The sequence below is a fragment of the Marasmitruncus massiliensis genome, assembly GCF_900186535.1.
Classification (GTDB): Bacteria; Bacillota; Clostridia; order Oscillospirales; family Ruminococcaceae; genus Anaerotruncus; species Anaerotruncus massiliensis_A.
Genome location: NZ_FYDE01000005.1, coordinates 1,303,600 through 1,329,399, shown reverse-complemented (window position 1 = coordinate 1,329,399; position 25,800 = coordinate 1,303,600). Strand labels below are relative to the sequence as shown.

At 52.0% G+C, this 25,800-nt stretch carries 26 protein-coding genes and 5 tRNA genes; 18 read left to right on the top strand and 13 right to left on the bottom strand.

The features are described 5' to 3' along the window. Positions 1-2: 2 nt before the first annotated feature. A complete protein-coding gene (locus C1A10_RS14475) occupies positions 3-170 on the bottom strand; it encodes a DUF1540 domain-containing protein (protein ID WP_101911683.1) in 168 nt (55 codons plus the stop codon). Between the two features lie 284 nt (positions 171-454). Between C1A10_RS14475 and C1A10_RS14470 the strand changes: the two genes are divergently transcribed. Then, complete coding sequence (locus C1A10_RS14470; protein WP_101910922.1) at positions 455-1,375, top strand: hypothetical protein; 921 nt, start codon at positions 455-457, stop codon at positions 1,373-1,375. 29 nt (positions 1,376-1,404) lie between these two features. Here the strand turns inward: C1A10_RS14470 and C1A10_RS14465 are convergent, their stop codons facing one another. After that, positions 1,405-1,854: a GatB/YqeY domain-containing protein gene (locus C1A10_RS14465; protein ID WP_101910921.1), complete on the bottom strand. Its 450-nt coding sequence runs from the start codon at positions 1,852-1,854 to the stop codon at positions 1,405-1,407. Positions 1,855-1,931: 77 nt separating this feature from the next. After that, positions 1,932-2,876, bottom strand: a complete 945-nt coding sequence (locus C1A10_RS14460; protein WP_101910920.1) for a D-2-hydroxyacid dehydrogenase — start codon at positions 2,874-2,876, stop codon at positions 1,932-1,934. 334 nt (positions 2,877-3,210) lie between these two features. Between C1A10_RS14460 and C1A10_RS14455 the strand changes: the two genes are divergently transcribed. The 6 genes from C1A10_RS14455 (at position 3,211) to C1A10_RS14430 (ending at position 7,258) form a co-directional block, all read left to right on the top strand. After that, on the top strand, positions 3,211-4,215 hold the full coding sequence (locus tag C1A10_RS14455) for a metal ABC transporter substrate-binding protein (protein ID WP_101910919.1): 1,005 nt from the start codon (positions 3,211-3,213) through the stop codon (positions 4,213-4,215). A gap of 6 nt (positions 4,216-4,221) precedes the next feature. After that, positions 4,222-4,902 carry a metal ABC transporter ATP-binding protein gene (locus C1A10_RS14450; protein WP_101910918.1) on the top strand — a complete coding sequence of 227 codons (681 nt, stop codon included), beginning with the start codon at positions 4,222-4,224 and terminating at the stop codon, positions 4,900-4,902. Then, positions 4,896-5,744 carry a metal ABC transporter permease gene (locus C1A10_RS14445; RefSeq protein ID WP_423241421.1) on the top strand — a complete coding sequence of 283 codons (849 nt, stop codon included), beginning with the start codon at positions 4,896-4,898 and terminating at the stop codon, positions 5,742-5,744. Before C1A10_RS14450 ends, C1A10_RS14445 begins: the two co-directional genes overlap by 7 nt. 169 nt (positions 5,745-5,913) lie before the next feature. Beyond that, complete coding sequence (locus tag C1A10_RS18570) at positions 5,914-6,060, top strand: hypothetical protein (RefSeq protein WP_180951155.1); 147 nt, start codon at positions 5,914-5,916, stop codon at positions 6,058-6,060. A gap of 41 nt (positions 6,061-6,101) precedes the next feature. After that, complete coding sequence (locus tag C1A10_RS14435) at positions 6,102-6,311, top strand: heavy-metal-associated domain-containing protein (RefSeq protein ID WP_101910915.1); 210 nt, start codon at positions 6,102-6,104, stop codon at positions 6,309-6,311. 161 nt (positions 6,312-6,472) lie between these two features. Continuing rightward, positions 6,473-7,258 (top strand): EcsC family protein, encoded by a 786-nt coding sequence (locus C1A10_RS14430; protein WP_101910914.1) that lies wholly within the window; start codon positions 6,473-6,475, stop codon positions 7,256-7,258. Here the strand turns inward: C1A10_RS14430 and msrB are convergent. Both msrB and C1A10_RS14420 read right to left on the bottom strand, forming a co-directional pair. After that, positions 7,241-8,194 (bottom strand): peptide-methionine (R)-S-oxide reductase MsrB, encoded by a 954-nt coding sequence (msrB, locus tag C1A10_RS14425; RefSeq protein ID WP_101910913.1) that lies wholly within the window; start codon positions 8,192-8,194, stop codon positions 7,241-7,243. The two genes, C1A10_RS14430 and msrB, sit on opposite strands and share 18 nt — an antisense overlap. 2 nt (positions 8,195-8,196) lie before the next feature. Beyond that, positions 8,197-9,087: a LysR family transcriptional regulator gene (locus C1A10_RS14420; protein ID WP_101910912.1), complete on the bottom strand. Its 891-nt coding sequence runs from the start codon at positions 9,085-9,087 to the stop codon at positions 8,197-8,199. 108 nt (positions 9,088-9,195) lie between these two features. On the opposite strand from C1A10_RS14420, the gene C1A10_RS14415 reads away from it, so the two are divergent. Beyond that, a complete protein-coding gene (locus C1A10_RS14415; protein ID WP_101910911.1) occupies positions 9,196-10,182 on the top strand; it encodes a YeiH family protein in 987 nt (328 codons plus the stop codon). Between the two features lie 133 nt (positions 10,183-10,315). Here the strand turns inward: C1A10_RS14415 and C1A10_RS14410 are convergent. From C1A10_RS14410 to C1A10_RS14380, 7 genes are all read right to left on the bottom strand, one after another. After that, a tRNA-Cys gene (locus C1A10_RS14410) sits at positions 10,316-10,390 on the bottom strand. Positions 10,391-10,454: 64 nt separating this feature from the next. Then, a tRNA-Gly gene (locus C1A10_RS14405) sits at positions 10,455-10,530 on the bottom strand. A gap of 4 nt (positions 10,531-10,534) precedes the next feature. Next, positions 10,535-10,610 (bottom strand) — tRNA-Phe (locus C1A10_RS14400). 28 nt (positions 10,611-10,638) lie between these two features. Then, positions 10,639-10,715 (bottom strand) — tRNA-Asp (locus C1A10_RS14395). Between the two features lie 8 nt (positions 10,716-10,723). Then, positions 10,724-10,799, bottom strand: a tRNA-Val gene (locus tag C1A10_RS14390). 149 nt (positions 10,800-10,948) lie between these two features. Next, entirely contained in the window at positions 10,949-12,022 is a 1,074-nt protein-coding gene (locus C1A10_RS14385; RefSeq protein WP_101910910.1) for a 6-phosphofructokinase, read from the bottom strand. A 28-nt stretch (positions 12,023-12,050) separates the two neighbouring features. Beyond that, complete coding sequence (locus C1A10_RS14380; protein ID WP_101910909.1) at positions 12,051-12,323, bottom strand: DUF1294 domain-containing protein; 273 nt, start codon at positions 12,321-12,323, stop codon at positions 12,051-12,053. Between the two features lie 240 nt (positions 12,324-12,563). Here C1A10_RS14380 and sigK point away from each other — a divergent pair, with 240 nt between their 5' ends. The 7 genes from sigK (at position 12,564) to C1A10_RS14355 (ending at position 20,561) form a co-directional block, all read left to right on the top strand. Further along, positions 12,564-13,238, top strand: a complete 675-nt coding sequence (gene sigK, locus C1A10_RS14375) for an RNA polymerase sporulation sigma factor SigK (RefSeq protein ID WP_101910908.1) — start codon at positions 12,564-12,566, stop codon at positions 13,236-13,238. A 905-nt stretch (positions 13,239-14,143) separates the two neighbouring features. After that, entirely contained in the window at positions 14,144-15,964 is a 1,821-nt protein-coding gene (locus tag C1A10_RS14370) for a thioesterase domain-containing protein (RefSeq protein ID WP_242968940.1), read from the top strand. Further along, on the top strand, positions 15,931-16,260 hold the full coding sequence (locus tag C1A10_RS18800) for a BclA C-terminal domain-containing protein (protein WP_242968939.1): 330 nt from the start codon (positions 15,931-15,933) through the stop codon (positions 16,258-16,260). The genes C1A10_RS14370 and C1A10_RS18800 overlap by 34 nt, the downstream gene beginning before the upstream one ends. A 164-nt stretch (positions 16,261-16,424) precedes the next feature. Next, positions 16,425-17,510, top strand: coding sequence for a tetratricopeptide repeat-containing glycosyltransferase (locus tag C1A10_RS14365; protein ID WP_101910907.1), 1,086 nt, complete (start codon positions 16,425-16,427; stop codon positions 17,508-17,510). 18 nt (positions 17,511-17,528) lie between these two features. Next, positions 17,529-18,626, top strand: a complete 1,098-nt coding sequence (locus C1A10_RS14360) for a tetratricopeptide repeat-containing glycosyltransferase (protein ID WP_101910906.1) — start codon at positions 17,529-17,531, stop codon at positions 18,624-18,626. 120 nt (positions 18,627-18,746) lie between these two features. Next, a complete protein-coding gene (locus C1A10_RS18565; RefSeq protein ID WP_180951154.1) occupies positions 18,747-18,896 on the top strand; it encodes a hypothetical protein in 150 nt (49 codons plus the stop codon). Between the two features lie 42 nt (positions 18,897-18,938). Further along, on the top strand, positions 18,939-20,561 hold the full coding sequence (locus tag C1A10_RS14355) for a recombinase family protein (protein ID WP_101910905.1): 1,623 nt from the start codon (positions 18,939-18,941) through the stop codon (positions 20,559-20,561). A gap of 253 nt (positions 20,562-20,814) precedes the next feature. On the opposite strand, the gene C1A10_RS14350 is transcribed toward C1A10_RS14355, so the two are convergent. Further along, positions 20,815-21,471, bottom strand: coding sequence for an HD domain-containing protein (locus C1A10_RS14350; RefSeq protein ID WP_101910904.1), 657 nt, complete (start codon positions 21,469-21,471; stop codon positions 20,815-20,817). Positions 21,472-21,846: 375 nt separating this feature from the next. On the opposite strand from C1A10_RS14350, the gene C1A10_RS14345 reads away from it, so the two are divergent. The 3 genes from C1A10_RS14345 to C1A10_RS14335 all read left to right on the top strand — a co-directional run bounded on the left by C1A10_RS14345 (position 21,847) and on the right by C1A10_RS14335 (position 25,786). Further along, on the top strand, positions 21,847-23,265 hold the full coding sequence (locus C1A10_RS14345) for a hypothetical protein (protein ID WP_101910903.1): 1,419 nt from the start codon (positions 21,847-21,849) through the stop codon (positions 23,263-23,265). 186 nt (positions 23,266-23,451) lie between these two features. Next, positions 23,452-24,252 (top strand): amidohydrolase family protein, encoded by an 801-nt coding sequence (locus tag C1A10_RS14340; RefSeq protein WP_180951153.1) that lies wholly within the window; start codon positions 23,452-23,454, stop codon positions 24,250-24,252. A gap of 136 nt (positions 24,253-24,388) precedes the next feature. Then, a complete protein-coding gene (locus C1A10_RS14335) occupies positions 24,389-25,786 on the top strand; it encodes a lipopolysaccharide biosynthesis protein (RefSeq protein WP_101910901.1) in 1,398 nt (465 codons plus the stop codon). Positions 25,787-25,800 lie beyond the last annotated feature (14 nt).

Sequence of the window (25,800 nt, the reverse complement as noted above, 5' to 3'; positions counted from 1 at the left end):
TACTATTTGCGCATAAAGGACTGACAGTCGGTGCACTGTTCCTTGGTCGGGTCGCTCTCATGAGTACCAACCTGGATACAGTCCAAAGAACAGTAATTTGCTTTGGGAGCATGGTAGGCGCACTGACGAACACTGCATTCGATGCTCGGGTTAATGTTTTCTTGATCCATCATTGATGAAGGCCCCTTTCTCATTCGGCTTTTCAAAATTTTTGTAAAAACAAAATCAGGACGCAACAGAAAGTTTACGTCCCGATTAGTATGTACCGTTTCTCTTTAAAATTTCTGCCATTTTATGGATGTTCATAAAAATGATAAAATCTGTACGCAATATCTTTGTAGAAACTGTGCATTCATAATGCTATAATAAGGACAGTTTTAAGGGTCTGCGGCCAGTGAAACTAGTTTTAAAAACAGCCATTGTTCATTTGAGTTCCAGGAATAGGAGTTATGATATGTTAAGGGTCCTTCATCTTGCAGGCGTACTGTTCTGCGCCGTATTGGTTGTTTGGCCTCTGGCCGGCTGTGGCACAAGCCAGGCCGATACTTCCTCTGCTTCCCTTGCCCCATCATCGGAAAGCCCGCCCGACGGCCAGCCTCAAAGCAGTCTTTCTTCCCAGCCGGCAGACGATCAGGTTCGCCTTCCTCTGGAAAATACCGATTACAAAAAAGCGGAACTGCAGAATTATGAGACCATTGGAGCCCAGTTCTTCCAGAACGATAAACGATACTACCGCATCGCAAGCGCAATTTATCGATATCGGGATTATCATAACGCGCTGATTTTTGAGGAAGACCTCTCCGATATCGCACAGGCGGATCCCGCTTTTCTGGTGGAAATCGCGGCATCCCAGGCGCCCCATATCGATTTATACAGCGCGGCCTTCCGCAATTTACCCGTAGACTGCGCTCTCGGCAAATTTTTTAAACAAAAGAAAGATACCGGCATCGCGGTGGGGCTCCTGTCTTACGGGGACGATGTGCGCGCGAAAGCGAAGGAACTGTTCGGGGAAGATTACGAGCTGCCCAAGCTTGCCGGTCTGACCATTCGATATGACGCCGATCTTGATCTTTATTATCTGAACAGGGACGGCGCCTCACTCGCAACGGATTACCCGGTAATTATTGGCGAACTAAAGACGCCGGACAAAGACGGCTGCATCGCGGTGAAAGTGCTTCGCCTGTGCTACTGGGACTTTAACGGCATCTGGTCTACGCCGGACGGCAGCTGGGAAAGCGGAAAGATGTCTATGCAGGAGATCAAAAATTACGCGGTGAAGCAAATAGAAGCGGGAAATCAGCAGTTTATGCCATCCACCTATTATCTTCAGGAAACAGATGGGGGCCTACGGGTTGTCGGCTTTCAAAAAGCATAAAGAAATCCCCCGGTAACCGGGGGATTTCTTTATGCCTGAAACAGTTCGCCGACCAGCTGATTCACAAGGCCGCCATCTGCTTTTCCTTTGACAAGCGGCATCAGTGCCTTCATAATCCGGCCCTTATCCTTTGCCTGGGGAGCTGTGATTCCCAGTTCCGCAAGCACCTTCTGAATGACCGCGTGAATTTCTTCCTCGCTCATGCTCTGCGGAGCAAATTCCGCAAGCACACCAAGGCGAAATTTGCATTCTTCCAAAAGGTCCGTACGTTCGGGGGGTGTACTGTCCAGCGCCTCTTTGGTCTGTTTGATTTCCTTAAGGATAACAGCATTTTCTTCTTCCTCGGTCAGGTCGGCGCGCTTATCAATGTACTTTGCTTTCAGGGATGACAGCAGCAAAGACAAAACGTCCTTGCGCGCCGCGTCCTTTGCTTTCATCGCAGCGACCATTTCCTGCCTTACCAAATCCATTTTTGACATACAACTGTTCCTCCATATAGATAGGAAGCGGACCAACGTCTGTTTCCAGAATTACAAAATCAAATCTGTGCGATTATTTAGTTTTCCGTGCGCCGCACAAGATTATTCAGTTCTTTTCCACTAAGATAATTTCTTAGATTGTTGAAGCTGATCTCAAAAATCCTGCGCACGGTGTAAGCAAGATGGTTGCTTCCGGCCGAGTGCGGGGTGATAAGCACATTTTCCAGCTTCCACAGCGGATGATCCGCGGGCAGCGGCTCAGGGTCCGTGACATCAAGCGCGGCGCCCCCAATCACTTTGCGCCTCATGGCATCACAAAGCGCCTCTGTATCAATGACGCTGCCACGTCCGCCGTTGAGCAAAACCGCGTCCGGTTTCATGCGCGCAATCCGTTCCTGATTAAACAGGCGGATTGTGTTGTCCGATGCGGGCAGAAACAATGCCACAACATCCGCTTTTTCAAGTTCCGCATCAAGCGCTTCCATCGAAAGCAGCTCATCCATCCATTCGGGCTTTTCTCCGACATGACGGCGCAGCCCGACAGTATAGCCGCCCAATGCTTTGCATTTTTTCGCGAACTGTCCTCCGATGTCCCCCAGACCGACAACCAATATCCGCGCACCCATGATCGTTTTGACATCTCCCTCATCTGACCACTCGCAGCGAGCCTGATGGTCACGGTAACGATCAATCTTTTTATAAAGGCAAAGCAGCATGGCAAGCATATGTTCCGAAACTGCCAGCCCATACGCACCCGCGGCACTGGTGATTATAACATTGGATGGCAGAATCGATGTATAGGGGTCCGTTCCTGCGCTTTGAAGCTGCATCCACTCCAGATTCGGCACATCTGACAGCAGCTGCGGCAGCACATTCCCGATGATCACATGCGCCTCTCGGACCTGCTCCTGTGTAACTTCCGGAATCTTCAGAAATCGGAATTCCCAGTCAGGCGCCGCCTGCATCATTTTGTCCCGATCATCCTGCGACGTACGGATTACGACCAATACCTTTTTCTTCATGCGTAGGCTCCTCCTCTATTTTGGTAATACATCCCGCGCGACCCAAAAGTGTCTGCCGATGCCCAAATATTAACAGTTAAATTATAACATCATCCGGGCTGATATACAACACTACTTTTCTCCTAATTGGCATGTAAATGGTAATAAGAGCTGCCCTATCGCCAAAAATAATAGGAACCATATCCAAAACGGCACGGCGCCAAACGGTCATATGTTTTTTTGAAATACGCTTGACTGCGGCAGAAAAAGTGTTATACTTTAAATGCAAATGATTTCCATTTGCAAATCAGTCGTATCACAAAAACCTTTTACATCTTGAGCAAGGAGCCAGAACATGAAAAAACAGATCATCCCCATTCTTTCTTCCATTGTTGCCGTGATTCTGATGGCAGGCTGCGGAACCGCAACCTTGTCGTCTTCTGCCGACAGCAGTTCGCTTTCTTCACAGACCGCGGAACCGTCGCAGTCTCCGGAGGATGCAAATAAGCTGAACATTTACACCAGCTTTTACCCCATGTACGATTTCACGGTAAAGGTCGGCGGTGATAAAGTCAATGTAACCAATCTTGTTCCCGCCGGGACCGAGCCGCATGACTGGGAGCCTTCAACCACCGATCTTGCAAATCTGGAAAAGGCCGATGTACTGGTGTATAGTGGCGCGGGCATGGAGCACTGGGTTGATAAGGTTGTCGGTTCTCTGACAAATAAAGATCTCGTTACGGTGGAAGCTTCAAAAGGCATTACCCTTCAGGAAGGGCATCACCATGACGAGGAAGAGACAGATCAGGACGAGGATGAGCATGAGGAAGAGTCGGCATACGATCCTCACGTCTGGATCAGTATCCGGAATGCCAAGGCGGAAATGGAAAACATTAAAAATGCGCTTGTCCAGGCAGATCCGGATAACACCGCTTATTATGAAGAGAACTATGCCGGCTATGCGAAGAAATTTGACGAGCTGGATCAAAAATTTACGGATCAGCTTTCCGCGCTCCCGAACAAAACCATTGTCGTTGCGCATGAAGCTTTTGGATATCTCTGCAGCGATTATGGCCTGACGCAGATGGGAATCGAGGGACTGTCCGCCGATTCCGAGCCTGACCCCGCGCGCATGGCGGAAATTATCCGGTTTGCAAGGGACAACAACGTCAAAACCATCTTTTTCGAAGAGCTTGTCAGCCCCAAAACCGCCGAAGCCATCGCTTCTGAAATCGGTGTGAAAACCGATATGCTCAACCCACTGGAAGGCCTCACCGAAGAACAGCTCGCGGCCGGCGAAGATTATTTATCTGTTATGGAAAAGAATCTGGCAACGCTCGTCGCCTCTTTGAAAGAATAACGAACGATGAAACAGCTATTATCAATTCAGGATTTATGCTTTGCTTATGACAAGGAAATCATACTGGACCATGTGAACGCGGAGATCATGGATGGAGATTTTGTCGGTGTCATCGGCTCAAATGGAACAGGAAAAAGCACGCTGATCCGGCTTCTGCTGGGTCAGCTTCGTCCTGTCTCCGGTAAAATCACAATTTTGGGAACGCCTGTCGGCCAGTTTCGGGAATGGCCTAAGATCGGCTATGTCCCTCAGGTAGGCGGCGACGCCCACCGTGAATTTCCCGCGACCGCAAAAGAAATTGTCACGCTCAGCGAGTTTTCCGATATCAGGTTCATGCGCATGCCCCGCAGGCGCCATATAGATAAGGCCGTTCAGGCGCTGAAAGCAGTCGAAATGGGGGACTATCAGAACCGCCAGCTAAGCGCATTATCCGGCGGCCAGTTTCAGCGGGTGATGATTGCCAAGGCTTTAGTGAACGAGCCGAAGCTTCTGATTTTGGACGAACCGACTTCCGGCATTGACGCCCATTCCAAAAAAATATTGTTTCGCCTGCTGAAAAACCTAAACCAGCAGGGAATTACCATTTTAATGGTCACCCATGATATCAAAGAAACCGGGCAGTATGTAAACCGGTTTCTGGAGCTCAAGGATCAGACGATCTGTGAAGTCAGAATTGGAGAATGCTAGTGGAAATTTTTGAATTTGCATTTATGCGCAAGGCTTTTCTTGTCGGAATTCTGCTTGCGGTGATTATCCCCTGTATCGGCGTAATCGTGGTGTTTAAGCGGCTTTCCATGATCGGCGACGCTTTATCGCACACCTCGCTCGCGGGGGTTGCGGCAGGACTGATCGGAAACATCAATCCGGTAGTCGGCGCCATGATTGCGTGCACCGGGGCGGCGTTCGGGATTGAAGCCATCCGCAAAAAGATCCCCCGTTACGCGGAAATGTCGATCGCCATCATGATGTCGGCCGGCGTGGGCCTCGCGGGAATCCTGTCGGGGTTCGTCCCCAACGCGGCAGGATTCAACAGCTTTCTGTTTGGAAGCATTGTCGCAATCAGCGATTTTGAACTAAAGCTGGTGGTCACCGTCAGCATCATCGTCGCCGGCTGCTTTCTGCTGTTTTATAAGGAGCTCTGCTACATCGCTTTTGATGAAAATTCCGCCCGGTTGTCGGGGGTGCCGGTCGACCTTGTCAATTTCATTTTTACCCTTTTGACCGCTGTAACCGTGTCTGTCGCCGCCAGAACGGTGGGGGCGCTGATGGTTTCCTCCCTGATGGTCGTCCCGGTCGCATGCTCTCTGCAGGTTGCGAAAAGCTACCGCCAGACAGTCTGCTGGTCGATTACGTTCGCGGTGCTTTCTACAGGGGTCGGGCTGTTTGTTGCCTATTATCGCGGGCTGAAACCCGGCGGCACCATCGTATTGACGGGAGTGCTCCTCCTTTTCCTCCTGTTCTTCATCAAGGCGGTCGTCAAAAAGTTCCGACGCAACGCCTCCAAAATGGTGGGAACTCAAGCTACTTAACCAATTGATTGAAATGGCCCGGATACAAATTGTATCCGGGCGTTTTTTGATTTTTACAAATTTTTTGCAAGCGTCCTTCATAATCGGAAGCCTGCCGGAATCGAATAAACCGTTCCGAAAAACAGATACTAAAGTTGCCGGCCAGGGAGCATGGAAAGGAGAACACAGGATGGATAACAATAAAAACCGCATGCGGGACAGGGAAAAAAGCAATCCCGAACTGAGAAAAATGGACCCGAAAAGGAACGCCGACGCCGGCATCATTGACGGGCATAAAATCGGCGTACACGAAAGCAGGCATGAGAAAAAAAGCTGACAGAAAATCCGCTTTTACGAGCAAGCAATGAGGTGAATAAGATGTATACGATGTTATGCAGTGTATCGGGAATTCCGAATAAGGAATCCAAGACCCAGATCAAAAACGCGCTGGACAAAATTGAAGGTGTGCAGGAGATAGGTGTCAATCTGCGCACAAGCACCATCAAAGTAGATTATAACGAACCGGCGTCAGCGACCCAAATCAAAGACTGCATTGAAAAATCAGGCTTTAAAATCGTTTATGAATGATGGGGCTCCTGTGAAAGCCTGATTCTGAGGAAGCATCTACAACTTGTAGGTGCTTTTTTGTATCAGCCGTCAAATCCGGAATTCCTCTGCCCCGGTTGACAGGGAGAGAAAGCGGCGGTAAGATATCCAAAACGAAGACTGCATTTTGCAAAGGGGAAACTATGAAGAACGATTTGAACAGGCAGCTGATACATGTGGAACAAAAAGAGTCGCGGCTACTGGCAAAAATGTCGCGCCCCGCCGCTTTCCGGTACGCTTCTCCCGCAAAATGGAAGCTCCCGATTCCGGACGGACTGAACCAGACGCTGGAGGCCGCGTTTTATAAGGGCTTTCAGCTGATTTTCGGAAAAGGTTCCAGAATCCTGGAAAAAACCTACGACAAAGAGCAGCTCCTGCTGGACCATGAACTGCATGAACTTGGCTATACGAAAAAACCAAGCCGGAAAAACCTGTCGCGCATCAGCCGGCAGGCGGACAAAAGCGTGCGGTTTAACAGACTTACCGCGGCGGTGGAAGGAAGCGTTCTGGGCGTTTTGGGGATCGGCCTTCCCGATATTCCGCTGTTCATCGGCACGCTGCTCAGAACCATTTATGAAATCGCGCTCAGCTACGGCTTTTCCTATGACGAGCCGGAAGAGCAGTATTATATCCTGAAGCTGATCGAAGCCTCGCTTGCCGGCCCGGAAACGCTCATCAAGCTGAATGCGGAGATTGACGCCGCCGCTTATGGCCTCAACCGGAAACAATCCTTTTTATATGATCTTTCCCTGCAAATGCAGGCGGCCTCCCGTTCGCTGGCCGCTGAAATGATCACGATGAAGTTTATTCAGGGTCTGCCGATTGTCGGCGTTGTCGGCGGGATTTCCAACTTTGCGTGCCACAAAAAGATCATCGATTATGTCCGTATCAAGTACGAAAAGAGGTATCTGTTATTCAAGCAGCTTTAACAGATACCCATAGCCCTCCTGCTCCATCTCTTCCTTTGGAATGAAACGAAGCGCGGCACTGTTGATGCAGTACCGGAGGCCGCCCGATTCCCGCGGGCCGTCCTCAAACACATGGCCGAGGTGCGCGTTCCCGACGCGGCTGCGCACTTCTGTCCGCTGCATACCAAAGGAACGGTCTGTCTTTTCCTGAACGACCTCCGGAGAAATCGGCTTTGAAAAGCTCGGCCATCCGCAACCGGACTCGAACTGGTCTGCCGATACGAAAAGCGGCTCGCCTGTGGTGATATCCACATAGATGCCCTGCTGGAAATGATCCCAGAACGCGTTCTGAAACGGCGGCTCGGTTGCGTTTTCCTGCGTCACGCGGTACTGTGTTTCCGTCAGCGTGCGGCGCAGGGATTCCGGATCGGGTGCCTGATAGTTTTCGGGGCGTACCGCCACCGCGCATCTGGCCTTACGGAACTTGTCCGCGCCGATGTGGCAGTAGCCTCCGGGGTTCTTATCCAGATAGCTTTGATGATAGTCCTCCGCCGGGTAAAATTGATCCAGCAACTTGAGTTCGATTGCCAGAGGCTTTTGATAGTGTTTTTGAAGGTCTGCAAGCGAGCGCTCAATCACGGGCCGGTCATGCTCGTCCACATAATAGATACCTGTGCGGTACTGTGTCCCCACGTCCCCTCCCTGCCGGTTAAGCGACGTCGGGTCGATGGCGTCATAAAACAGATTCAGCAGAAATTCCAGCGGTAAAACGCGCGGGTCATACACCGCCCTGACCGTTTCGGCATGCCCGGTATTGTTCCGGCAAACCTCTTCATAGGTCGGATTCTCCGTCCTTCCGTTTGCATATCCCACCTGTGTGGATTCTACGCCGGAAACCGATGCTAGATATTTTTCCATCCCCCAAAAGCATCCCCCCGCCAGATAAATCTCTGCCATTTTTATACCTCCTCCTGTTTGTTCAAACCCATACATACATCCATGAATTGCTGCATTGGTTCCGTCAGATATTTGTTCTTATGAATAATGATTTTAAACTGCCTGAGAAACCGAAGCCCCTTAACCTCTATTGGGAGCAGTCTGCCGTCAGCCACTTCGGTTTCCACAGCACGGCGGGAAATAACCGAAACGCCGAGTCCTTCGGCAGCTGCCATTTTGATCGTGTCGGCATTATTACAGGTCCAGATTGCTTTCCAGGACAGCCGGTTGGCGGCCATCACATCTTCAAAGGTTTTGCGCGTTCCACTGCCGACCTCGCGGACAATATAATCCTCCCGTTCCAGCTCCGGCGATTCGATGAAAGTTCTGCCCGCAAGCGGATGTCCGCATCCGCAGACCAAGATCAGCTCGTCCTGCAGGAACGGCTTCTGCAAAAGCTCGGTGGAAGAGGTTTCCCCTTCCACCAGCCCGACATCAATCTGGTCATTCCGTATAAAATGCTCAATTTTTTCAGTATTATGCTCGACCACCTCAATCTGAACATTCGGCGATAATTCCTGATACCGCTTCACGAGCTTCGGCAGCACATGTGCGCCGACGGTTACACTCGCGCCGACGCGGATCAGGCCATGACCGTGCAGCATGACCATGTCACGTTCTGTTTCCTCATTCATCCGAATCATGTGGCGGGCGTAACTCTGGAGCTTTTTCCCCGCCTGCGTCAGATACAGTTTTTTCGACAGCCGTTCGAAAAGCCGCACGCCGTAATGCTGTTCCAAATCCGCAATCGCCTGGCTGACAGCAGACTGGGACATAAAAAGTCCCTCTGCGGCAGAGGTCATATTCATCGTATCACAAACGGCAATAAAAATTTTAAAATGCCTTAATGTCATGGAAATCACTTCTTCTCATTATGAATCACTTATGATATTGATTTGATAATAATATTTTACTTATCCTCTGTCAAGGTATATGATAAACACCGAAGAGGAGGAGATTATTTGAAATCAATTACTAGCAAGCTCCCCGGAATTGCCCTCTGCGCCGCCATCGCGATTCCCGCATGGCTTCTGGGGAAAGTCTTTCCGATTGTCGGAAGCCCTGTTCTGGGAATCCTGTTCGGCATGGTGCTCGCTTTCTGGCGGAGGCCCGAATCATTAAATGGGGGAATACAGTATACATCAAAAAAACTGCTGCAATACTCCATTATCTTATTGGGCTTTGACATGAACCTTTTTCAAGTGTTTCAGGTCGGAAAACAGACCTTGATTCTGATGGCCTTTACGCTGACCGCCGCCTTTGTAACTGCATACGCTGCCGGAAAATTGCTGAAGCTCAACGGCAACACTAAAACGTTAATTGGTGTCGGTTCGGCAATCTGCGGCGGCTCCGCGATCGCGGCGACCGCGCCGGTCATCCATGCGGATGACGAAGAAATCGCGCATTCCATCTCCACAATTTTTCTGTTCAATGTCATTGCAGCCTTCCTGTTCCCGTTCCTTGGACACCTGCTCGGTATGAGCGACCAGAATTTCGGGCTTTGGGCCGGTACGGCGGTGAACGATACCTCGTCGGTGGTTGCCGCAGGCTATTCGTTCAGCAATGCTGCGGGAGACCTCGCCGTGATTGTCAAGCTGACCAGAACCCTGATGATTGTCCCTGTTACCGTCTTTCTGGCGATTTACACCTCCAGAAAGACTGCCGGCGCCCAAAAAGGCAATTACAGATTTGCAAAAATATTCCCATGGTTTGTGTTGGGTTTCCTCGCCGCCTCGGTTATCAATACTTTCTTCCACATGCCCGCTGAAATCAGCCATTTTCTTTCGCAGGCAGGCAAATTTGTCATCGTGATGGCAATGTCCGCGATCGGGCTGAATACCAATCTGGTGAAGCTTCTGAAAAGCGGTGTCAAGCCGATTTTACTGGGACTGATCTGCTGGGTTATGCTGTCGGTCACTTCCCTCGGCGTGCAATACGCGCTGTTTTAAAATCTATATGCCTTTCGAAAAAAGCCGTCCTGCGGAACAAAAAATTCCGCAGGACGGCTTTTATGTCTTTAACTGACGTATGAGATATAAAAAATGAACCCCGCGTCATAAAACACAGGATTCATTCTTGCTCTGGAGGCGCCACCCGGAATCGGACCGGGGGATGAAGGTTTTGCAGACCTCTGCCTTACCGCTTGGCTATGGCGCCGAATTCCATATACGGCAAGTATATGGAAAAAGAGACTATGTTATTCACATCTGCCTCTCTTTGTTGGAGCGGGTTACGAGGTTCGAACTCGCTACCTCCACCTTGGCAAGGTGGCGCTCTACCAAATGAGCTAAACCCGCAATGTGGTGCCTTCGGTCGGAATCGAACCAACGACACGAGGATTTTCAGTCCTCTGCTCTACCAACTGAGCTACAAAGGCAACTACATCACTTCTTATAAAAAGAAAGTGGCGACCTGGATGGGGCTCGAACCCACGACCTCTAGCGTGACAGGCTAGCGTTCTAACCAACTGAACTACCAGGCCAATTTGAATGGTGGGAACTACAGGGCTCGAACCTGTGACCCTCTGCTTGTAAGGCAGATGCTCTCCCAGCTGAGCTAAGCTCCCGGACATCGTTCGCTCGAACAGTGCGTTATTTATTATAACTGCACCGGGTATGTTTGTCAATAGGATTTTAAAATTTTTTGGCGAAAAAAAGAAATTGCATCCAACACGTAGGGGACGGCAAAAACACCGGCCCCCATATTTAGTGGCAATCAGTCGCCAAACGAGATTCCAAGGCTCTTTGCGGCCATTACCATCTGATCATCGGCGGGGACCAGTTTGCTTCTGCCCGCTATCAGCTCCAGCGGATTGTGTGTAACCATATTGTGCTGTTCCGCAACAGCTACTCCGAAAATCCCCTTGTTCACAAGATCAGCTGCGTAGACCCCGAACTGCGATGCCAGTACTCTGTCATAAGAAGACGGAGAGCCGCCGCGCAGGAAATGCCCCGGAACCACCACGCGGGTATCAAACCCGGCTATTGCCGAAATATCCCGCGCAATCCGGTTGGTCGCGGTGGCAAACCCGGCAGCGGCGCGTTTTTCGGCACGCTCTTTTTTCTTCATTTTTGCTTCCTCAATGTCAAAAGCGCCTTCCGCAACGGTTATGATTGAAAAGCCCTTGCCATTTTCCGCACGCCGTTCCACCGCTTTCACCACTTTTTTAATATCGTATGGGATCTCGGGTATCAAGATTACATCCGCACCGCCGGCAACACCTGTATAAAGCGTAAGCCAGCCGGCCTTGTTTCCCATGATCTCAATCACCATGACCCGTTTGTGGCTGCTTGCCGTCGTGTGGACGCGGTCAACCACCTCAGTACCGATATCGACCGCAGTATGAAAGCCGAACGTCACGTCGGTTCCCCAAATATCGTTATCGATGGTCTTGGGCAGCCCAATGATGTGCAGCCCCTCCTGATGAAGAAGATTGGCGGTCTTATGGGTGCCGTTACCGCCCAAAACCAGCAGGCCGTCCAGATGCAGCTTTTTATAGTTCTGCTTCATCCGCGCCACTTTATCCACATCATCTTCTACAATTTTCATGCTTTTATAAGGTGTGCGGGCCGTCCCGAGAATGGTCCCGCCTGTTGTCAGAATCCCGCGAAAATCCGACGGTTTCATCTCATGGGAATCCCCTTCGATCAATCCCCTGTACCCGTCGACGATCCCAACAATCTCCACATCGTCCATCTTCTGATAAAGCGCCTTTGCCACGCCCCGGATGGTCGCGTTCAGGCCGGGACAGTCCCCGCCCGCTGTCAGTATGCCAATTCTTTTTGCCATCTTTGTTCTTCCCCTCTTTTCAAGTTTCCTACCGGTACCACAGCAAAAGCCAAAACAGTGCGGCCGATTCGGATAATACAATCAGCGGTATAAACAACACGAAATTCCAGTGCCTTGTCTTGTGGCGGAACAGATACATTCCGCCCCAGACGCCCAGCCCCCCTCCAAGAAAAGCTGTACCAAACAGCACCTTTTCCGGTATCCGCCATGCATGCCGTTTTGCTTTCCACTTATCAATTGCGCAAAGCAACAATCCCCCCGCATTTGCAATGAGCAAATAATAGAACAACAGATTCTCCATGAAATTCTCTTTTCCTGCCAAAAAATAGGTTCGACTATTCATGCATTTTTATTAATAATCGTATTATAGCATTCTACGGTATGCAACGCCAGTACATTTTTCCAACCTGTATATTTGATTCGTGCTGTCGATTCTTTTGTTTTTGTGCATCGGACTTGCACATATTTCCGCAGTTTACATATAGATAGTGGTACAGCATTCTAGGCCATCCGACTGGCTACCGGGGCAAGGAGGTTTTTCATGCTATCATTGTTTGCATGCCTTTGCAATCTGCTGTATTTTGCCCTGCATATTACCGGAACCGGGTCTTTTCCCCGCCCTCTTTCCGCACGGGAAGAGCGCGAGTGTCTGGAGCGGATTGCACAGGGCGATCAGGATGCGAAAGCGCGCCTGATTGAGCACAATCTACGGCTTGTAGCGCATATTATTAAAAAATACTATGCGGCGTTTAAAGATCAGGATGATTTGATCTCCATCGGAACGATCGGGCTGATCAAGGCAGTTTCGACCTTTAAACCGGAAAAATCCGTCCGGTTTGCGACCTATGCATCCAGATGCATCGAAAATGAAGTCCTGATGCATTTCAGGAACAAGAAAAAATCTGCTCAGGACGTTTATATCAGCGACCCGATCGATACCGACAAGGATGGAAATTCCCTGACATTGATGGACATTATGGCAGAGGATGATAATATTGTTGACTGTATTGATTTACATATCAAGTCGGAGCAATTATATCATTACATCGAGGGCGCATTGGATGAACGCGAACGACAGATTATCATTATGCGATATGGACTGGGTGGCACACGGCCTCTGACACAGCGCGAAGTCGCAGATCATTTGAAAATATCCCGCTCCTATGTATCGCGACATGGTTATTGTAAGTCGGAGGAAACTCCCGCAGACCATTGAGCTTGGCAGTATCCATGCGGGAGGACGGAGCATCGCCCTGCCCACGCCGGGCGATGACGCCTTGCCCTGCCTGCCATCTGAAAAATTTAAAAATCTTTATTTAAAGGGAAACAGGGGGAACAACTCAGCAAACAGACCAGAAAAGCGCCGTACGGGCGGCAATGCTGCAAACAAGCCCCTATAAGTCAAACAGCAAACAGGCGCGGACGGCGCGAATCGATCATATGATAAGGGTGGCAAGGTCGGTTATCCTCCAGCCGCCCTGCTTTTAAATGGGGCGGGGAGAGCCTTTCCTGGTTGTCCAAGTCCCCGGTACGGGCGCGCCGGAGTACACCGCATTTGCCGTCCCGGCGTTTGTCTGGAGAATGTATAAAAATGATGTTTCAATCAATAGATAGGAGGATTCAATATGAGCGATATAGCGTTACAAATCGAACGCGCCTCCGCAGGTTCGGTAGCGCCTTCGAGTAACGTGATTTTTGAAACGGTCGTCTTTTCCGCTGGAAATGTGAGCTATAACAGCGCAACAGGCGTGATAACGTTTAACGAGGCCGGACGGTATGTCATCAACTGGTGGGTGGCAACCCAATCCACAATGACTTCGGACGGCATAGTGTTTGCACTGTCGTCGTCTCAGGGCGATTTTCTTGAAGGAAACTCCCCGGTGAAAACCACCGAGGTTGTAGGCATCGGCATCATCGAGGTCACCACTGCGCCTGTGACGGTGTCCCTGGTCAATGCAAGTGCGGGCGATGTCTTCTATGCCACCACGCTCCCACTTACGGCAACGCTTGTCGTCGTCGAGGATGATCTGACAGGCGGCGGAGGCACTGGCCCTACCGGACCGACCGGCGACACTGGTCCTACTGGGCCTACCGGCCCAGCTGGCGACACCGGAGCAACTGGTGATACCGGACCAATCGGTGACACTGGTCCTACTGGGCCTACCGGCCCAGCTGGCGACACCGGACCGATCGGTGACACTGGTCCTACTGGCGATACCGGACCGACTGGCGATACCGGACCGACCGGTGACACTGGCCCGACCGGCAACACTGGTCCTACCGGCGACACTGGCCCGACCGGCGACACTGGCCCAACTGGCGACACCGGACCGACCGGCGACACCGGACCGACTGGTGACACTGGCCCGACTGGCGACACTGGCCCGACTGGTGACACTGGCCCAACCGGTGACACTGGACCGACTGGTGATACTGGTCCTACCGGCGACACTGGACCGACTGGTGATACCGGACCAACTGGTGACACTGGCCCTACTGGTGATACTGGCCCGACTGGCGATACCGGACCGACCGGCGACACCGGATCGACTGGTGGTACCGGTCCTACCGGCGACACTGGACCGACTGGCGACACTGGTCCTACCGGCGACACTGGTCCTACCGGCGACACTGGCCCAACCGGTGATACCGGACCAACTGGTGACACTGGCCCGACTGGTGATACTGGTCCTACCGGCGACACTGGACCGACTGGCGATACCGGACCGACCGGTGATACTGGTCCTACCGGCGATACCGGACCGACTGGTGATACTGGTCCTACCGGCGACACTGGCCCGACTGGCGATACCGGACCGACCGGTGATACTGGTCCTACCGGCGACACTGGCCCGACTGGTGATACTGGCGACACCGGACCGACCGGCGACACTGGACCGACCGGCGACACTGGACCGACTGGTGACACTGGCCCGACTGGTGACACTGGACCGACTGGCGACACTGGACCGACTGGCGACACCGGACCGACCGGCGACACTGGTCCTACCGGCGACACTGGACCGACTGGTGACACTGGCCCGACTGGTGATACTGGCGACACTGGACCGACTGGTGACACTGGTCCTACCGGTGACACTGGACCGACTGGTGATACTGGCCCGACCGGCGACACCGGCCCAACTGGTGACACTGGCCCAACCGGTGACACTGGACCGACTGGTGATACTGGTCCTACCGGCCCTACCGGCGATACCGGACCGACCGGCGACACCGGATCAACTGGTGACACTGGCCCTACCGGCGATACCGGACCAACTGGTGACACTGGCCCAACCGGTGACACTGGTCCTACCGGCCCTACCGGCCCTACCGGCCCTACCGGCGATACCGGACCGACTGGTGATACTGGTCCTACCGGTGACACTGGCCCTACTGGTAATACTGGTGATACTGGTGATACTGGTGACACTGGACCGACTGGTGACACTGGCCCGACTGGCGATACCGGTCCTACCGGCGACACTGGCCCGACTGGCGACACCGGACCGACCGGCGACACTGGTCCTACCGGCGACACTGGACCGACTGGTGACACTGGCCCGACTGGTGATACTGGTCCTACCGGCGACACTGGACCGACTGGTGACACTGGACCGACTGGTGATACCGGACCGACCGGTGATACTGGTCCTACCGGCCCTACCGGCGATACCGGCCCGACTGGTGATACTGGTCCTACCGGCGACACTGGACCGACTGGCGACACTGGCCCGACTGGCGATACCGGACCGACCGGTGATACTGGTCCTACCGGCCCGACTGGCCCAACCGGTGACACTGGCCCAGCCGGCGTGGCCGCACTTGCTACGACGGCAACGTCTGGCTTTGCCGCAAACACCTCGGGTGATGTCATTGCGGTCGTGCTTGCCGGAACACCTGTCCCGTTGGCCGACAGTCAGAATCTCTCGGCGGATATAACGCCTGATGGCACGGATACGGTCTTTACGGTCGGACCTGCCGGACGCTATATGATTTCGTACGAGGTCAATATGACTGCTGCCGCACTGGTTGGTTCACAGCTGCTGATCAACGGAACGCCCTCGGCGGCCTCAATCGATCAGCCCGTTCTGTCCGCGAGCACGCTAAGCGGAAGCGTCATCGAAACGCTGCCGGCTGGTGCAACGGTCGAGCTTGAGCTCTTTGGGCTTCTGGGCGCGGTAACGTTGGTTCCCGGCGCGGCCGGCGCAACGCTGACCATCGTCCGGCTTGACTGATCCGCTGTTCGATATGAACGGCCTACGGCCGATCGCGCATTTGAACCGATCACCATAAATGAAACAAGCGCCGCAAAACGGCGCACAAACATCCGGGCACCCGCGTCTGACGCGGGCGCCCGGATGTATACACGACATTGAGAAAAGGTATGGGATGTTTTGACATGAACAAGTACAAAATTTGCGTATATGCCATCTGTAAAAATGAAGAGCAGTTTGTCGACCGATGGATGGACGCCGTAAGCGAGGCGGATCTGGTCGTAGTGGCCGACACTGGCTCCGAGGACGCCACGGTGGAACGCCTGCGTGCGCGGGGCGCCAAGGTTTACACGGAAGTAATCCGCCCGTGGCGGTTTGATACCGCCCGCAATAAGGCAATGGACCATATCCCGGACGACGTGGACATCTGCGTCTCCAACGACCTCGACGAGGTGTTCGAGCCGGGCTGGCGGCAAAAACTTGAAGAAGCGTGGCAGCCGCACCATACCCGTGCGCGTTACCTCTTCACGTGGAGCTACCGCGCCGACGGCTCGCCCGATAAACAGTATGCCATGGAAAAGGTACACCGGCGGCACGGGTTCCGCTGGGTACACCCGGTGCACGAGGTGCTCGAATACAGCGGCCCGGACAAGGAATCGACCGTCTGGGTCAAGGATATGGTGCTGAATCACCACCCCGACCTGTCCAAGCCGCGGGCGCAGTACCTGCCTCTTCTGGAACTGTCGGCGCGGGAAAATCCCTCAGATGACCGGACGGCCTTCTGGCTGGGCAGGGAGTATATGTATCACGGGCAGCACGACGCGTGCATCGCCGAACTTAAGCGCCACCTGTCGCTCCCCTCCGCGGCATGGGATGAGGAGCGATGTGCGTCCATGCGCTTCATCGCCAGAAGCTACCAGGCCAAAGGTGATCTGTGGGAGGCACGCCTGTGGCTGTACAAGGCCATCGCCGAATGCCCGCGCGTGCGGGAGCCGTATCTCCAACTGGCGCGGCTTGGCTATCTTCAGGGGGACTGGCCGCTTGTCTATCTGATGGTAGAAAAGGCGCTGGCCATCACCGAAAAATCCGGCAGCTACCTGCTGGAGCCGGAGTCATGGGGTTACAGCCTTTATAATTTCGGGGCTATCAGCGCCTACCGGCTCGGGCTGTACCAGGAGTCGTACAGCTACGCCAAAACAGCCTTCGAGCTGGCGCCGGACAACGAGCAGCTCAAAAAGAACCTGGAGCTGATCGCACTGAAACTGACATGATGAATTGAGGAAGTCGTTATGAACCGATATAAGGTATACGTTTATGCCATATGCAAAAATGAGGAAAAATTTGTGGACCAGTGGATGGATTCAATGTGCGAAGCAGATGCCGTGATCGTGACAGACACCGGCTCCGACGATGCGACGGCGGAGCGTCTGCGGGCACGCGGGGCCGTGGTGTATATCGACGTGATCAGGCCGTGGCGGTTTGACGTTGCGCGCAACGTTTCGCTGGACCATGTCCCGGAGGACGCCGATATCTGCGTATGCACCGACCTCGACGAACTGTTCGAGCCGGGCTGGAGGGAATGCCTGGAGCGCGCCTGGACGCCGGATGCCAAATCGGGAAGGTATCTGTACAACTGGAGCCTGAAAAAAGACGGCTCTCCCGACGTGCAGATGTATTATTCCAAGGTGCACGCACGGCACGGCTTCCTGTGGACCTGCCCCGTGCACGAGTACCTGAGTTACATCGGGGACGGCCTCAGGACGACCGTCACGGTCGACGGCATGGTGCTCAACCACTACCCGGACCCCACCAAATCGCGCGGCTCCTACCTGCCCCTGCTGGAGCTCGCTGTCGAGGAGGATCCCACGGGCGACCGCGTCGCCTACTATCTTGGCCGGGAATATATGTACAAAGGCGAGTGGCAGAAATGCATTGATACGCTGAAGCGGCATCTTTCCCTGCCCTCCGCGACTTGGAAGGAGGAGCGCTGCGCATCCATGCGGTGGATCGCGAAGGCATACCACGGCCTTGGAAATATCAGGGAGGCGTATGCGTGGTATTTCCGGGCGATCGCCGAGATGCCCACGATGCGCGAGCCGTACGTTGAATGTGCGAAAATCGCCTACCTGGTGGCGGACTGGCCGATGGCCCTTTTCATGGCGGAGGAAGCGCTAAAGATCAAGGAAAAATCGAAGACCTATGTCAATATGGGATATGCGTGGGATTACACCCCCCACGATCTGGCCGCGATCGCCTCGTACAGGCTGGGAATGTATGAGCGCTCGCTCGGACACGCGAAGGCGGCGCTCGAAGCCAGCTCAGGCGATGAACGGCTCAAAAACAACCTGCGGCTGATCGCAGAGAAAGTACCGGACCCGGAAGGCTGAGAAAGATGATTCGCGCGGCGCCACTGTTTTGAATGGCGCCGCGCTTTTTCCTTTTGGACACGCAGAAATGGTTTTGTCGCCGCATATCAATGAAACATAGTCCTGAAGGAGGTATTTAAAATGAGCGCACGCAAAATCATGGTGGATTGCCGCTTTTCCGACGAAGGTGATGATTTTCGGCTTTTATTAGCTCAATCATTTCACTTTTTTCTCGAAAGAGAACTTAAAAATAACAAGTTCAAGCTTGCTTTCTCAAAAGCAGTCCATTGATCATGATCATGATGAATGACCGCTTATTAGGGGAGTCATGACATGTACCTCGAAGTGAGCAACCCAATGGACTATCATGTGGGACTGTACATCAGACTATCAAAGGAGGATGAAAACGAAGGACAATCCGAAAGCGTAACCAACCAGCTGTCCCTGCTCACTGCTTTTGCAAAAGAGAACAAGCTTTGCGTATTTGATACGTACATTGACGACGGATGGAGCGGAACCAATTTTGACCGGCCGTCCTTTCAACGCATGATTGCGGATATCGAGGCAAAAAAGGTCAATATGGTCATTACCAAAGACCTGTCCCGTCTTGGCCGTGATTATATCCTGACCGGGCACTATATGGAGCGGTACTTCCCGGAAAACCGGGTTCGCTACATCTCCCTGCTGGACGGCATCGATACCGGAATCGAGAGCACCGCCAACGATATTACGCCGTTCCGCGCCATCATGAACGACATGTACGCCAAGGATATTTCAAAAAAGATCAAAAGCGTCAAGCACGACAAACAGCGCAAGGGGCTTTTTATCGGCGGCAAACCTCTTTACGGTTACAAAATGGCGCCGGAGGAAAAGAACAAAATCGTCATTGATGAAGAAGCTGCGCCCACAGTGCGCCGAATCTTCGGCATGGCGCTGGAGGGGCTGTCCTGCCGCCGGATTGCGGCCGCACTGAATGCGGAGCAACTGCCGACGCCCGCCGCCTATGCGGGGCTGGCGCCGGGAAGAACCGGTCCGTATTCGGGGATGTGGTCCAGTGAACGGATTTCCGACATGCTTCAAAACGAGACGTATATCGGCAACATGGTGCAGGGACGCTCCAAAAAAATCAGCTACAAATCCAAGAAGTGCGTCCGCCAGCCGCGGGAAAACTGGATTATCGTGGAGGGCACACATGAACCGCTGATCGACCGGAAAACCTTCGATAAGGCGCAGCAGTTACTCGGCAGCCGCAAAACCACCCGCTCCCGTACCTATGATTTTCTGCTGAAAGGCCTCATCTTCTGCCATGAATGCGGCTATCCGCTGGCTGTCCTCAACCGAAAGAACGCCAGAGGGGAAGACTGCCTTTACTTTGTCTGCCGAACCTACCAGCGCTTTACCAAAGCCGGGGTATGTACCTGTCATTCCATCAAGGAACAAACCGTCACGGAGGCGGTCATAGAAAAGGTGCGGGAGGTTTGCGGGCAATATGTGCGGGCCGAGGAACTCATTCCGGCAGCTGAGAAAGCGGTGGAGGAAGCGAGTCAGGCCGACAGCCGCGAACAGAAAGCGGAGACGCTCAAGTCCAAAATTGAAAGCCTGACGGCGCATCTTGACCGGATATACACGGACCGTCTTTCCGGTATACTGGAAGAGCACGATTTTGAACGCATCTACCAGAGAGTCAAACAGGAACGGGCGGCACTGGAACAAAAGCTGTCCGGGATGGAAACGCCCATATATGAGCCGGAGAAACAGAAAAAGCTGGCCCGCGCACTGGCAGACCGCTTTATCGACGGCGCATGGTCAAACCGGGAGCTGCTCGTCAGCCTGATTGAGCGGGTTGAACTGACCGAGGACAAACGAATTATCATCCATTTCCGCTTCCGACGGCAGGAATCCATTTCTGAAAGCCAATCGCTTACAATAGACGATACGAACAGTTTCACGAATTGAGAAAAAAGCAATCGGCACCCTGCGGGCACGTTTTGAAAAAGAAGGGGCTTTTTCCTGAATCAGTCAAATTTTTTCTTGTGATCGACACTGGAAAAGGTATATTATAAAAAAGGGCAGCGGGAATTCCCACCGCCCTTTTTTATATTGACATTATAACCATGAAAAATGGATATATTGAATCATGCAGGACCGTTTTGTGATAAAAAAATGTTGGCTGTAGTTGGGAAATCTCACATCCATGCCGATATAGTTATTATAGGATCCTTTGTCCATTGATCACTAGTTCAAATTCCAGGCGCAATTTTTCGGCCGCTTTGCGGCAGAGCAGCATCCGGTCCAGAAAAATTTCAAAGTAATCCATGACCGGTGAAATTGCCGTATCAATATGAAGTTCCAGAATCAGAGCGGTTTTTTCTTCATTCAGGTAGGTTTTCGCATTCTCCACCGCATAGTTTACCCGGTCGTGGATATCGAACGTCGCCAGATCGCTGTTACGTACGCGGCTGCGGCGCACGTCGGTTTTATCGCCCAGAATCAGAGCGGCAGATACCTCATTCACCGGGAAAGCAGTGGATTCATCATGGTTGCCGATTGCGCTGATAATAACGGAAAGCTCCTCCGCGTCCGCTCCCATATTGTCCAGGATCCGGAAAGCCATCACCGCCCCGCTTTGTGCATGATCCACCCTGTTGACGATATTTCCGATATCATGCATATAGCCCGCTATCCACGCAAGTTCCGCCAGGCGGTCGTCGTAGCCGAGGTCGGTCAGCAGCTGCCGGGCAAAGCAGGCAACTTTCGTCACATGCGCAAAGCTGTGCTCCGTATAGCCAAGAGCGGCCAATGCACGGTCTGCCTGCGCAATATAAATTTTAATCTGTTCACTTGATTTGATTGTTTCTGCCGTCATGTAATCATACCGTTCCTTTTGTAATGTACTTATTTAATGTTTATTATTTGATTATACCACAAGTGCAAAACACGCAGTGGTATCATTGGCCATCAGGGCGGGAGCGAGCTTTGCGAGCGCATCGCCTTGGCCATAAATGTATAATAATAGCTTTGCGGTTATTATACCACAGGTGCAAAGCACGCGTGGTATAATTGGCCATCAGGGCGGGAGCAAGCTTTGCGAGCGCATCGCCTTGGCCATAAACGTATAATAGCCGCTTTGCGGTTATTATACCATGATCTGTCTTAAAAAAATATCTGATAGAAATATTCATGAAGTAAAATTGGTTAATTATAGCACTTAATAAAAAAGAGTATGGAAGGAAGGAGACCCATGGAATCTATCCGAAGACGGTTTTTAGCCGTATGCCTTTCACTGATCATGCTTTTCTGCGCAGCGGTTCCCGCGCAGGCGGCGTATCCTTACAGTGTAAAGGTGCAGAATAACAGTGTTTTATTTATCAGGAACGGAAAAACGGAGGGCAAATATCCCGTAAACAGCACTTCGCTGACTCTGATGTCCAAATCCGGTGAATTACTGGTTTGTTTTTATAACAGCCAAAGCGTTTATAAGTATATCACACTTGGAAAACAAAATTCGTTGACCATCAGCGGCGCCATGAAATCCCTGTCATTGAGCAGTTCCCTGTCCAGAAACGTGAAAGTTACGGTCGGCGCCGCTTCCAATATCGGCAGTATGCAAATTTCTTCCGCGAGCAACAATGTGGTCATTCAGGGTGATGTGGGAACGATGACCGTATCCGCAGCCGCAAAGGTATCTGTTCTGAAAGGTGCTTCTGTTGATAATGCCAAGCTACTCTCCAGCAGCGCAAAGCTGACTGCTTCAAGCGGCTCCAGTGTGGATTATGTGCAGGCCGTAAACCGGTCTTCCATATCCGGCAGCGGAATCGGTACAATTAAAATAGGCAGCAAAACCTCTATAGCTGGCAGTTCCTCCAGTTTGAGGCTGACATCCACCACCATTTATGCCGACTACGGCGAACGGCTGAGAGACCTGACGTACGATCTTGCTGACAATGTCAACGCTACGGTCGGCGGAAGGAGCATATCCGGAACGGTCTCATGGGTTTCACCGACCAGCACCATCCTGAAGAAGTCCGGAAGCTATCAGTATCTGTTCAAGTCCACTAACAACAGCTACGGAAGCAAGCGCGGCACAATCCGCATTATTGTGGACAATGAATACGACGATTACGACGATGATATTGAGTTGGATATCGATTCCTTTACGGTTTCTTATTCCACCAAGCGATTGAGCAGTTACACCAGCAAGCTGAACAGCCACGTGAAAGCCTATGACGATGACGGCGACCGAATCAGCGGAAAGGCCGTATGGGTATTGGACAGCACGCGTGTTGATGAAACCGATTATTATCCGTTTATCTTTATCCCAAACAGCAGCCGTTACAGCAGAGTCCGCGACGAAATCAGAATCTATGTGGAAGATGACTACGACGATGATGATGACGATGACGACGATGACGATAGCGACGTCCGCCTCGAGACAGATTCCTTCCACGCAGATGACGGGGACCGCCTTTATCATTACCAAGACGATCTCGAGGACAATGTCAAGGCTTATAACAGCAGCGGGAGACGTATCTACGGCGATGTGGAATGGGAAGACGATGATGACCGAATTTCAGGGGATGGATACTATCGCTTCACATTTTATCCGGACGACAGCGACTACGACGACACCGACGGAAAAATTAAAATCTACGCAGATTAAAAAATGCCCGCCATATGGCGGGCATTTTTTTAGTCTGCGGATTATTGCGTCAATTTATCTCCGGAATCTCCTGTCTGCGGGGCTTCATCAGTACAACCTCTTTTTTGTCAATTGTTTCCTTTACACTGTTTTTGCATTGATGTATACTATTTTTTAATGATATATGCAAAACCCGGAGGTTTTCTCATGCTGATTGACACGCACACGCACCTATTTCCGGATTTACTGGCCGGACGCACCCTGCAAAAGCTGTCGGAAATTTCCGGCTGCCCCTACTGTACCGACGGGACTGTCGCCGGTACCCAGCGCTATTTCGCACAGTCCGGGGTGGATTTCGCTGTTGTGCTTCACATTGCGACAAAACCGGAACAACAAACAAATGTAAATAACTTTGCCAGGCAGGTGCAGGATGAAAATCCCAACCTGATCTGCTTCGGCTCGGTGCATCCGGATGCTTCGGACGCGTTGGAAGAGCTGTATCGCATCAAGGAACTCGGTCTTCATGGCGTCAAGCTCCACCCGGACTATCAAAAGGTTTTTATCCGTGAGGAGCGCTACTTTCCGCTCTTTGAGACAATGAGCAAACTTGGACTGCCCGTTGCGTTCCACACCGGCTGGGACCCGGTGTCCCCGGGCATCACCCGCGGTTCCTCAAAGGATGTGGCCGTAGTTGCGCGCGCGTTTCCCCGGCTGACGGTCATCGCCGCGCATATGGGCGGGCTGAACCGCTATGAAGAAGCGCAGACGTATCTTGCCGGCCTGCGGAATGTTTATTTTGATACCGCAATGTCCTCCGCCTATTTCCGATCCCCAGAACTGTATGAGCGGCTGATTCGCAGGCACGGGCTGGACAGAGTCCTGTTCGGCACCGACTGCCCGTGGAGCACAGTTGACGCGGAACTCCGCTTCTTAAATCAGACAAGTTTGACCGAAGCCGAGAAAGCGCAGATCGCTTTTGAGAATGCAAAACGCCTGTTTGACATTTAGCGGCGTTATATTTTTCTGCAAATGATAAAACTTTGCAGCTTTCGATTGTTTTTATGCCAAAATTTTCATATAATAAGAAGGTCGTAAGAAAATCCGATACGGATTGCTTAAAATATGCCGAAAGGATATTTTTTGATTGGATAAATATAAAAAACTGATTTCCAATACATTGATTTTTGCCATCGGCACCTTCAGCTCCAAGGTGCTCGTTTTTCTGCTGATGCCGTTTTACACCCGCGTGCTTACGCGCGGGGAACTTGGCACCGCGGATTTAATTGTCCAGACCTCCAACCTGCTGATTCCTATTGTGTCGATCGGCATTTCCAACGCAATCATCCGTTTCGGGCTCGACCGGGCGGTGGACAAATGCGATGTTTTCACCGGCGGGATCACCATCGTCGGCTGCGGATATGCCCTGTTTTTGCTACTCCGTCCTCTGCTGACGATGATCCCGATGATGAATGAACATACGCACCTGATTTATCTCTATGTACTTACCTCCTGCCTGCGCTCCCTTTGCTCGCAGTTTGTCCGCGCAAGGGAATATGTCCGCCTGTATGCGTTTGACGGAGTACTCAGCACCACCACCGTCATCCTGTTCAACGTATTCTTCCTCGTGGTATTCCGGCTGGGCATCACCGGCTACGTGCTTGCAACCATCTGCTCGGACCTGTTTTCCGCAGTTTTTCTGTTCTGGGTCGCCGAACTGCACAGATTTATCCGGTTCCGCAGCATGAACTGGCGGCTGATCAGGGAAATTTTGCAGTTTGCCCTCCCGCTGATTCCAGCCAATATTTTTTGGTGGATCACCAACGTATCCGACCGCTATTTTGTCACCTATATGATCGGCAGCGATGCGAACGGACTTTATGCCATGGCTTATAAAATTCCCACGATGATCATTCTGGTTTCCGGAATCTTCACAGATGCCTGGCAGATGTCCGCCATTACCGACGCGGGAAGCGGCCGGGAACGTTTTTTTACCAACGTGGCTTCCGCTTATCAGGCGATCATTTTTACAGCCGGTTCCGGATTGATCCTGTTTACCAAAGTGCTGGGGAAAATCTTCTGGGCGCCTGCTTTTTACGACGCATGGCGCTTTGTCCCACTGCTTGTTTTGGCTACCGTTTTTTCCTGCTTCGTGACCTTTTTAGGAAGCATTTATATGGCGGAAAAACGCAGTGTGGCGACCTTAGTCACCACCATTGCGGGTGCGCTGATCAATCTCCTGCTGAATTTCCTGCTGATTCCGGCCTTTGGCGTCAACGGAGCGGCTTTTGCAACCTTCGTCAGCTATTTTGCAGTATTTGTGCTGCGCGCCTTAGACACAAGACGATTTGTAAAAATCCGTTGGAATTTACCAAAGCTTACAGTCAATATATCCGTATTGCTGATTCAGTGCTGGATGATGTTGAATTGGGAGAAAAACTGGATTTGGCCGGTATCTGGACTTTGCGCATTGATGATCGCCCTGAATTTCCGCCTCCTGCTCACAAACGCGCATAAGCTTCTGTCCCGCCGCAAACATGCATAAATAAAAAAGCCGTC

Bases quoted from the DNA above. Each gene is read 5' to 3' on its own strand.
- C1A10_RS14385 (WP_101910910.1), bottom strand. From the start codon at position 12,022: ATGGCAAAAAGAATTGGCATACTGACAGCGGGCGGGGACTGTCCCGGC.
- C1A10_RS14450 (WP_101910918.1), top strand. From the start codon at position 4,222: ATGAAACAGCTATTATCAATTCAGGATTTATGCTTTGCTTATGACAAG.
- C1A10_RS18570 (WP_180951155.1), top strand. From the start codon at position 5,914: ATGGATAACAATAAAAACCGCATGCGGGACAGGGAAAAAAGCAATCCC.
- C1A10_RS18565 (WP_180951154.1), top strand. From the start codon at position 18,747: ATGAGCGCACGCAAAATCATGGTGGATTGCCGCTTTTCCGACGAAGGT.
- C1A10_RS14365 (WP_101910907.1), top strand. From the start codon at position 16,425: ATGAACAAGTACAAAATTTGCGTATATGCCATCTGTAAAAATGAAGAG.
- C1A10_RS14430 (WP_101910914.1), top strand. From the start codon at position 6,473: ATGAAGAACGATTTGAACAGGCAGCTGATACATGTGGAACAAAAAGAG.
- C1A10_RS14465 (WP_101910921.1), bottom strand. From the start codon at position 1,854: ATGTCAAAAATGGATTTGGTAAGGCAGGAAATGGTCGCTGCGATGAAA.
- C1A10_RS14345 (WP_101910903.1), top strand. From the start codon at position 21,847: ATGGAATCTATCCGAAGACGGTTTTTAGCCGTATGCCTTTCACTGATC.
- C1A10_RS14445 (WP_423241421.1), top strand. From the start codon at position 4,896: ATGCTAGTGGAAATTTTTGAATTTGCATTTATGCGCAAGGCTTTTCTT.
- C1A10_RS14380 (WP_101910909.1), bottom strand. From the start codon at position 12,323: ATGGAGAATCTGTTGTTCTATTATTTGCTCATTGCAAATGCGGGGGGA.
- C1A10_RS14475 (WP_101911683.1), bottom strand. From the start codon at position 170: ATGGATCAAGAAAACATTAACCCGAGCATCGAATGCAGTGTTCGTCAG.
- C1A10_RS14420 (WP_101910912.1), bottom strand. From the start codon at position 9,087: ATGACATTAAGGCATTTTAAAATTTTTATTGCCGTTTGTGATACGATG.
- C1A10_RS14340 (WP_180951153.1), top strand. From the start codon at position 23,452: ATGCTGATTGACACGCACACGCACCTATTTCCGGATTTACTGGCCGGA.
- C1A10_RS14455 (WP_101910919.1), top strand. From the start codon at position 3,211: ATGAAAAAACAGATCATCCCCATTCTTTCTTCCATTGTTGCCGTGATT.
- C1A10_RS14460 (WP_101910920.1), bottom strand. From the start codon at position 2,876: ATGAAGAAAAAGGTATTGGTCGTAATCCGTACGTCGCAGGATGATCGG.
- C1A10_RS14350 (WP_101910904.1), bottom strand. From the start codon at position 21,471: ATGACGGCAGAAACAATCAAATCAAGTGAACAGATTAAAATTTATATT.
- C1A10_RS14470 (WP_101910922.1), top strand. From the start codon at position 455: ATGTTAAGGGTCCTTCATCTTGCAGGCGTACTGTTCTGCGCCGTATTG.
- C1A10_RS14360 (WP_101910906.1), top strand. From the start codon at position 17,529: ATGAACCGATATAAGGTATACGTTTATGCCATATGCAAAAATGAGGAA.
- C1A10_RS14355 (WP_101910905.1), top strand. From the start codon at position 18,939: ATGTACCTCGAAGTGAGCAACCCAATGGACTATCATGTGGGACTGTAC.
- C1A10_RS14435 (WP_101910915.1), top strand. From the start codon at position 6,102: ATGTATACGATGTTATGCAGTGTATCGGGAATTCCGAATAAGGAATCC.
- msrB (WP_101910913.1), bottom strand. From the start codon at position 8,194: ATGGCAGAGATTTATCTGGCGGGGGGATGCTTTTGGGGGATGGAAAAA.
- sigK (WP_101910908.1), top strand. From the start codon at position 12,564: ATGCTATCATTGTTTGCATGCCTTTGCAATCTGCTGTATTTTGCCCTG.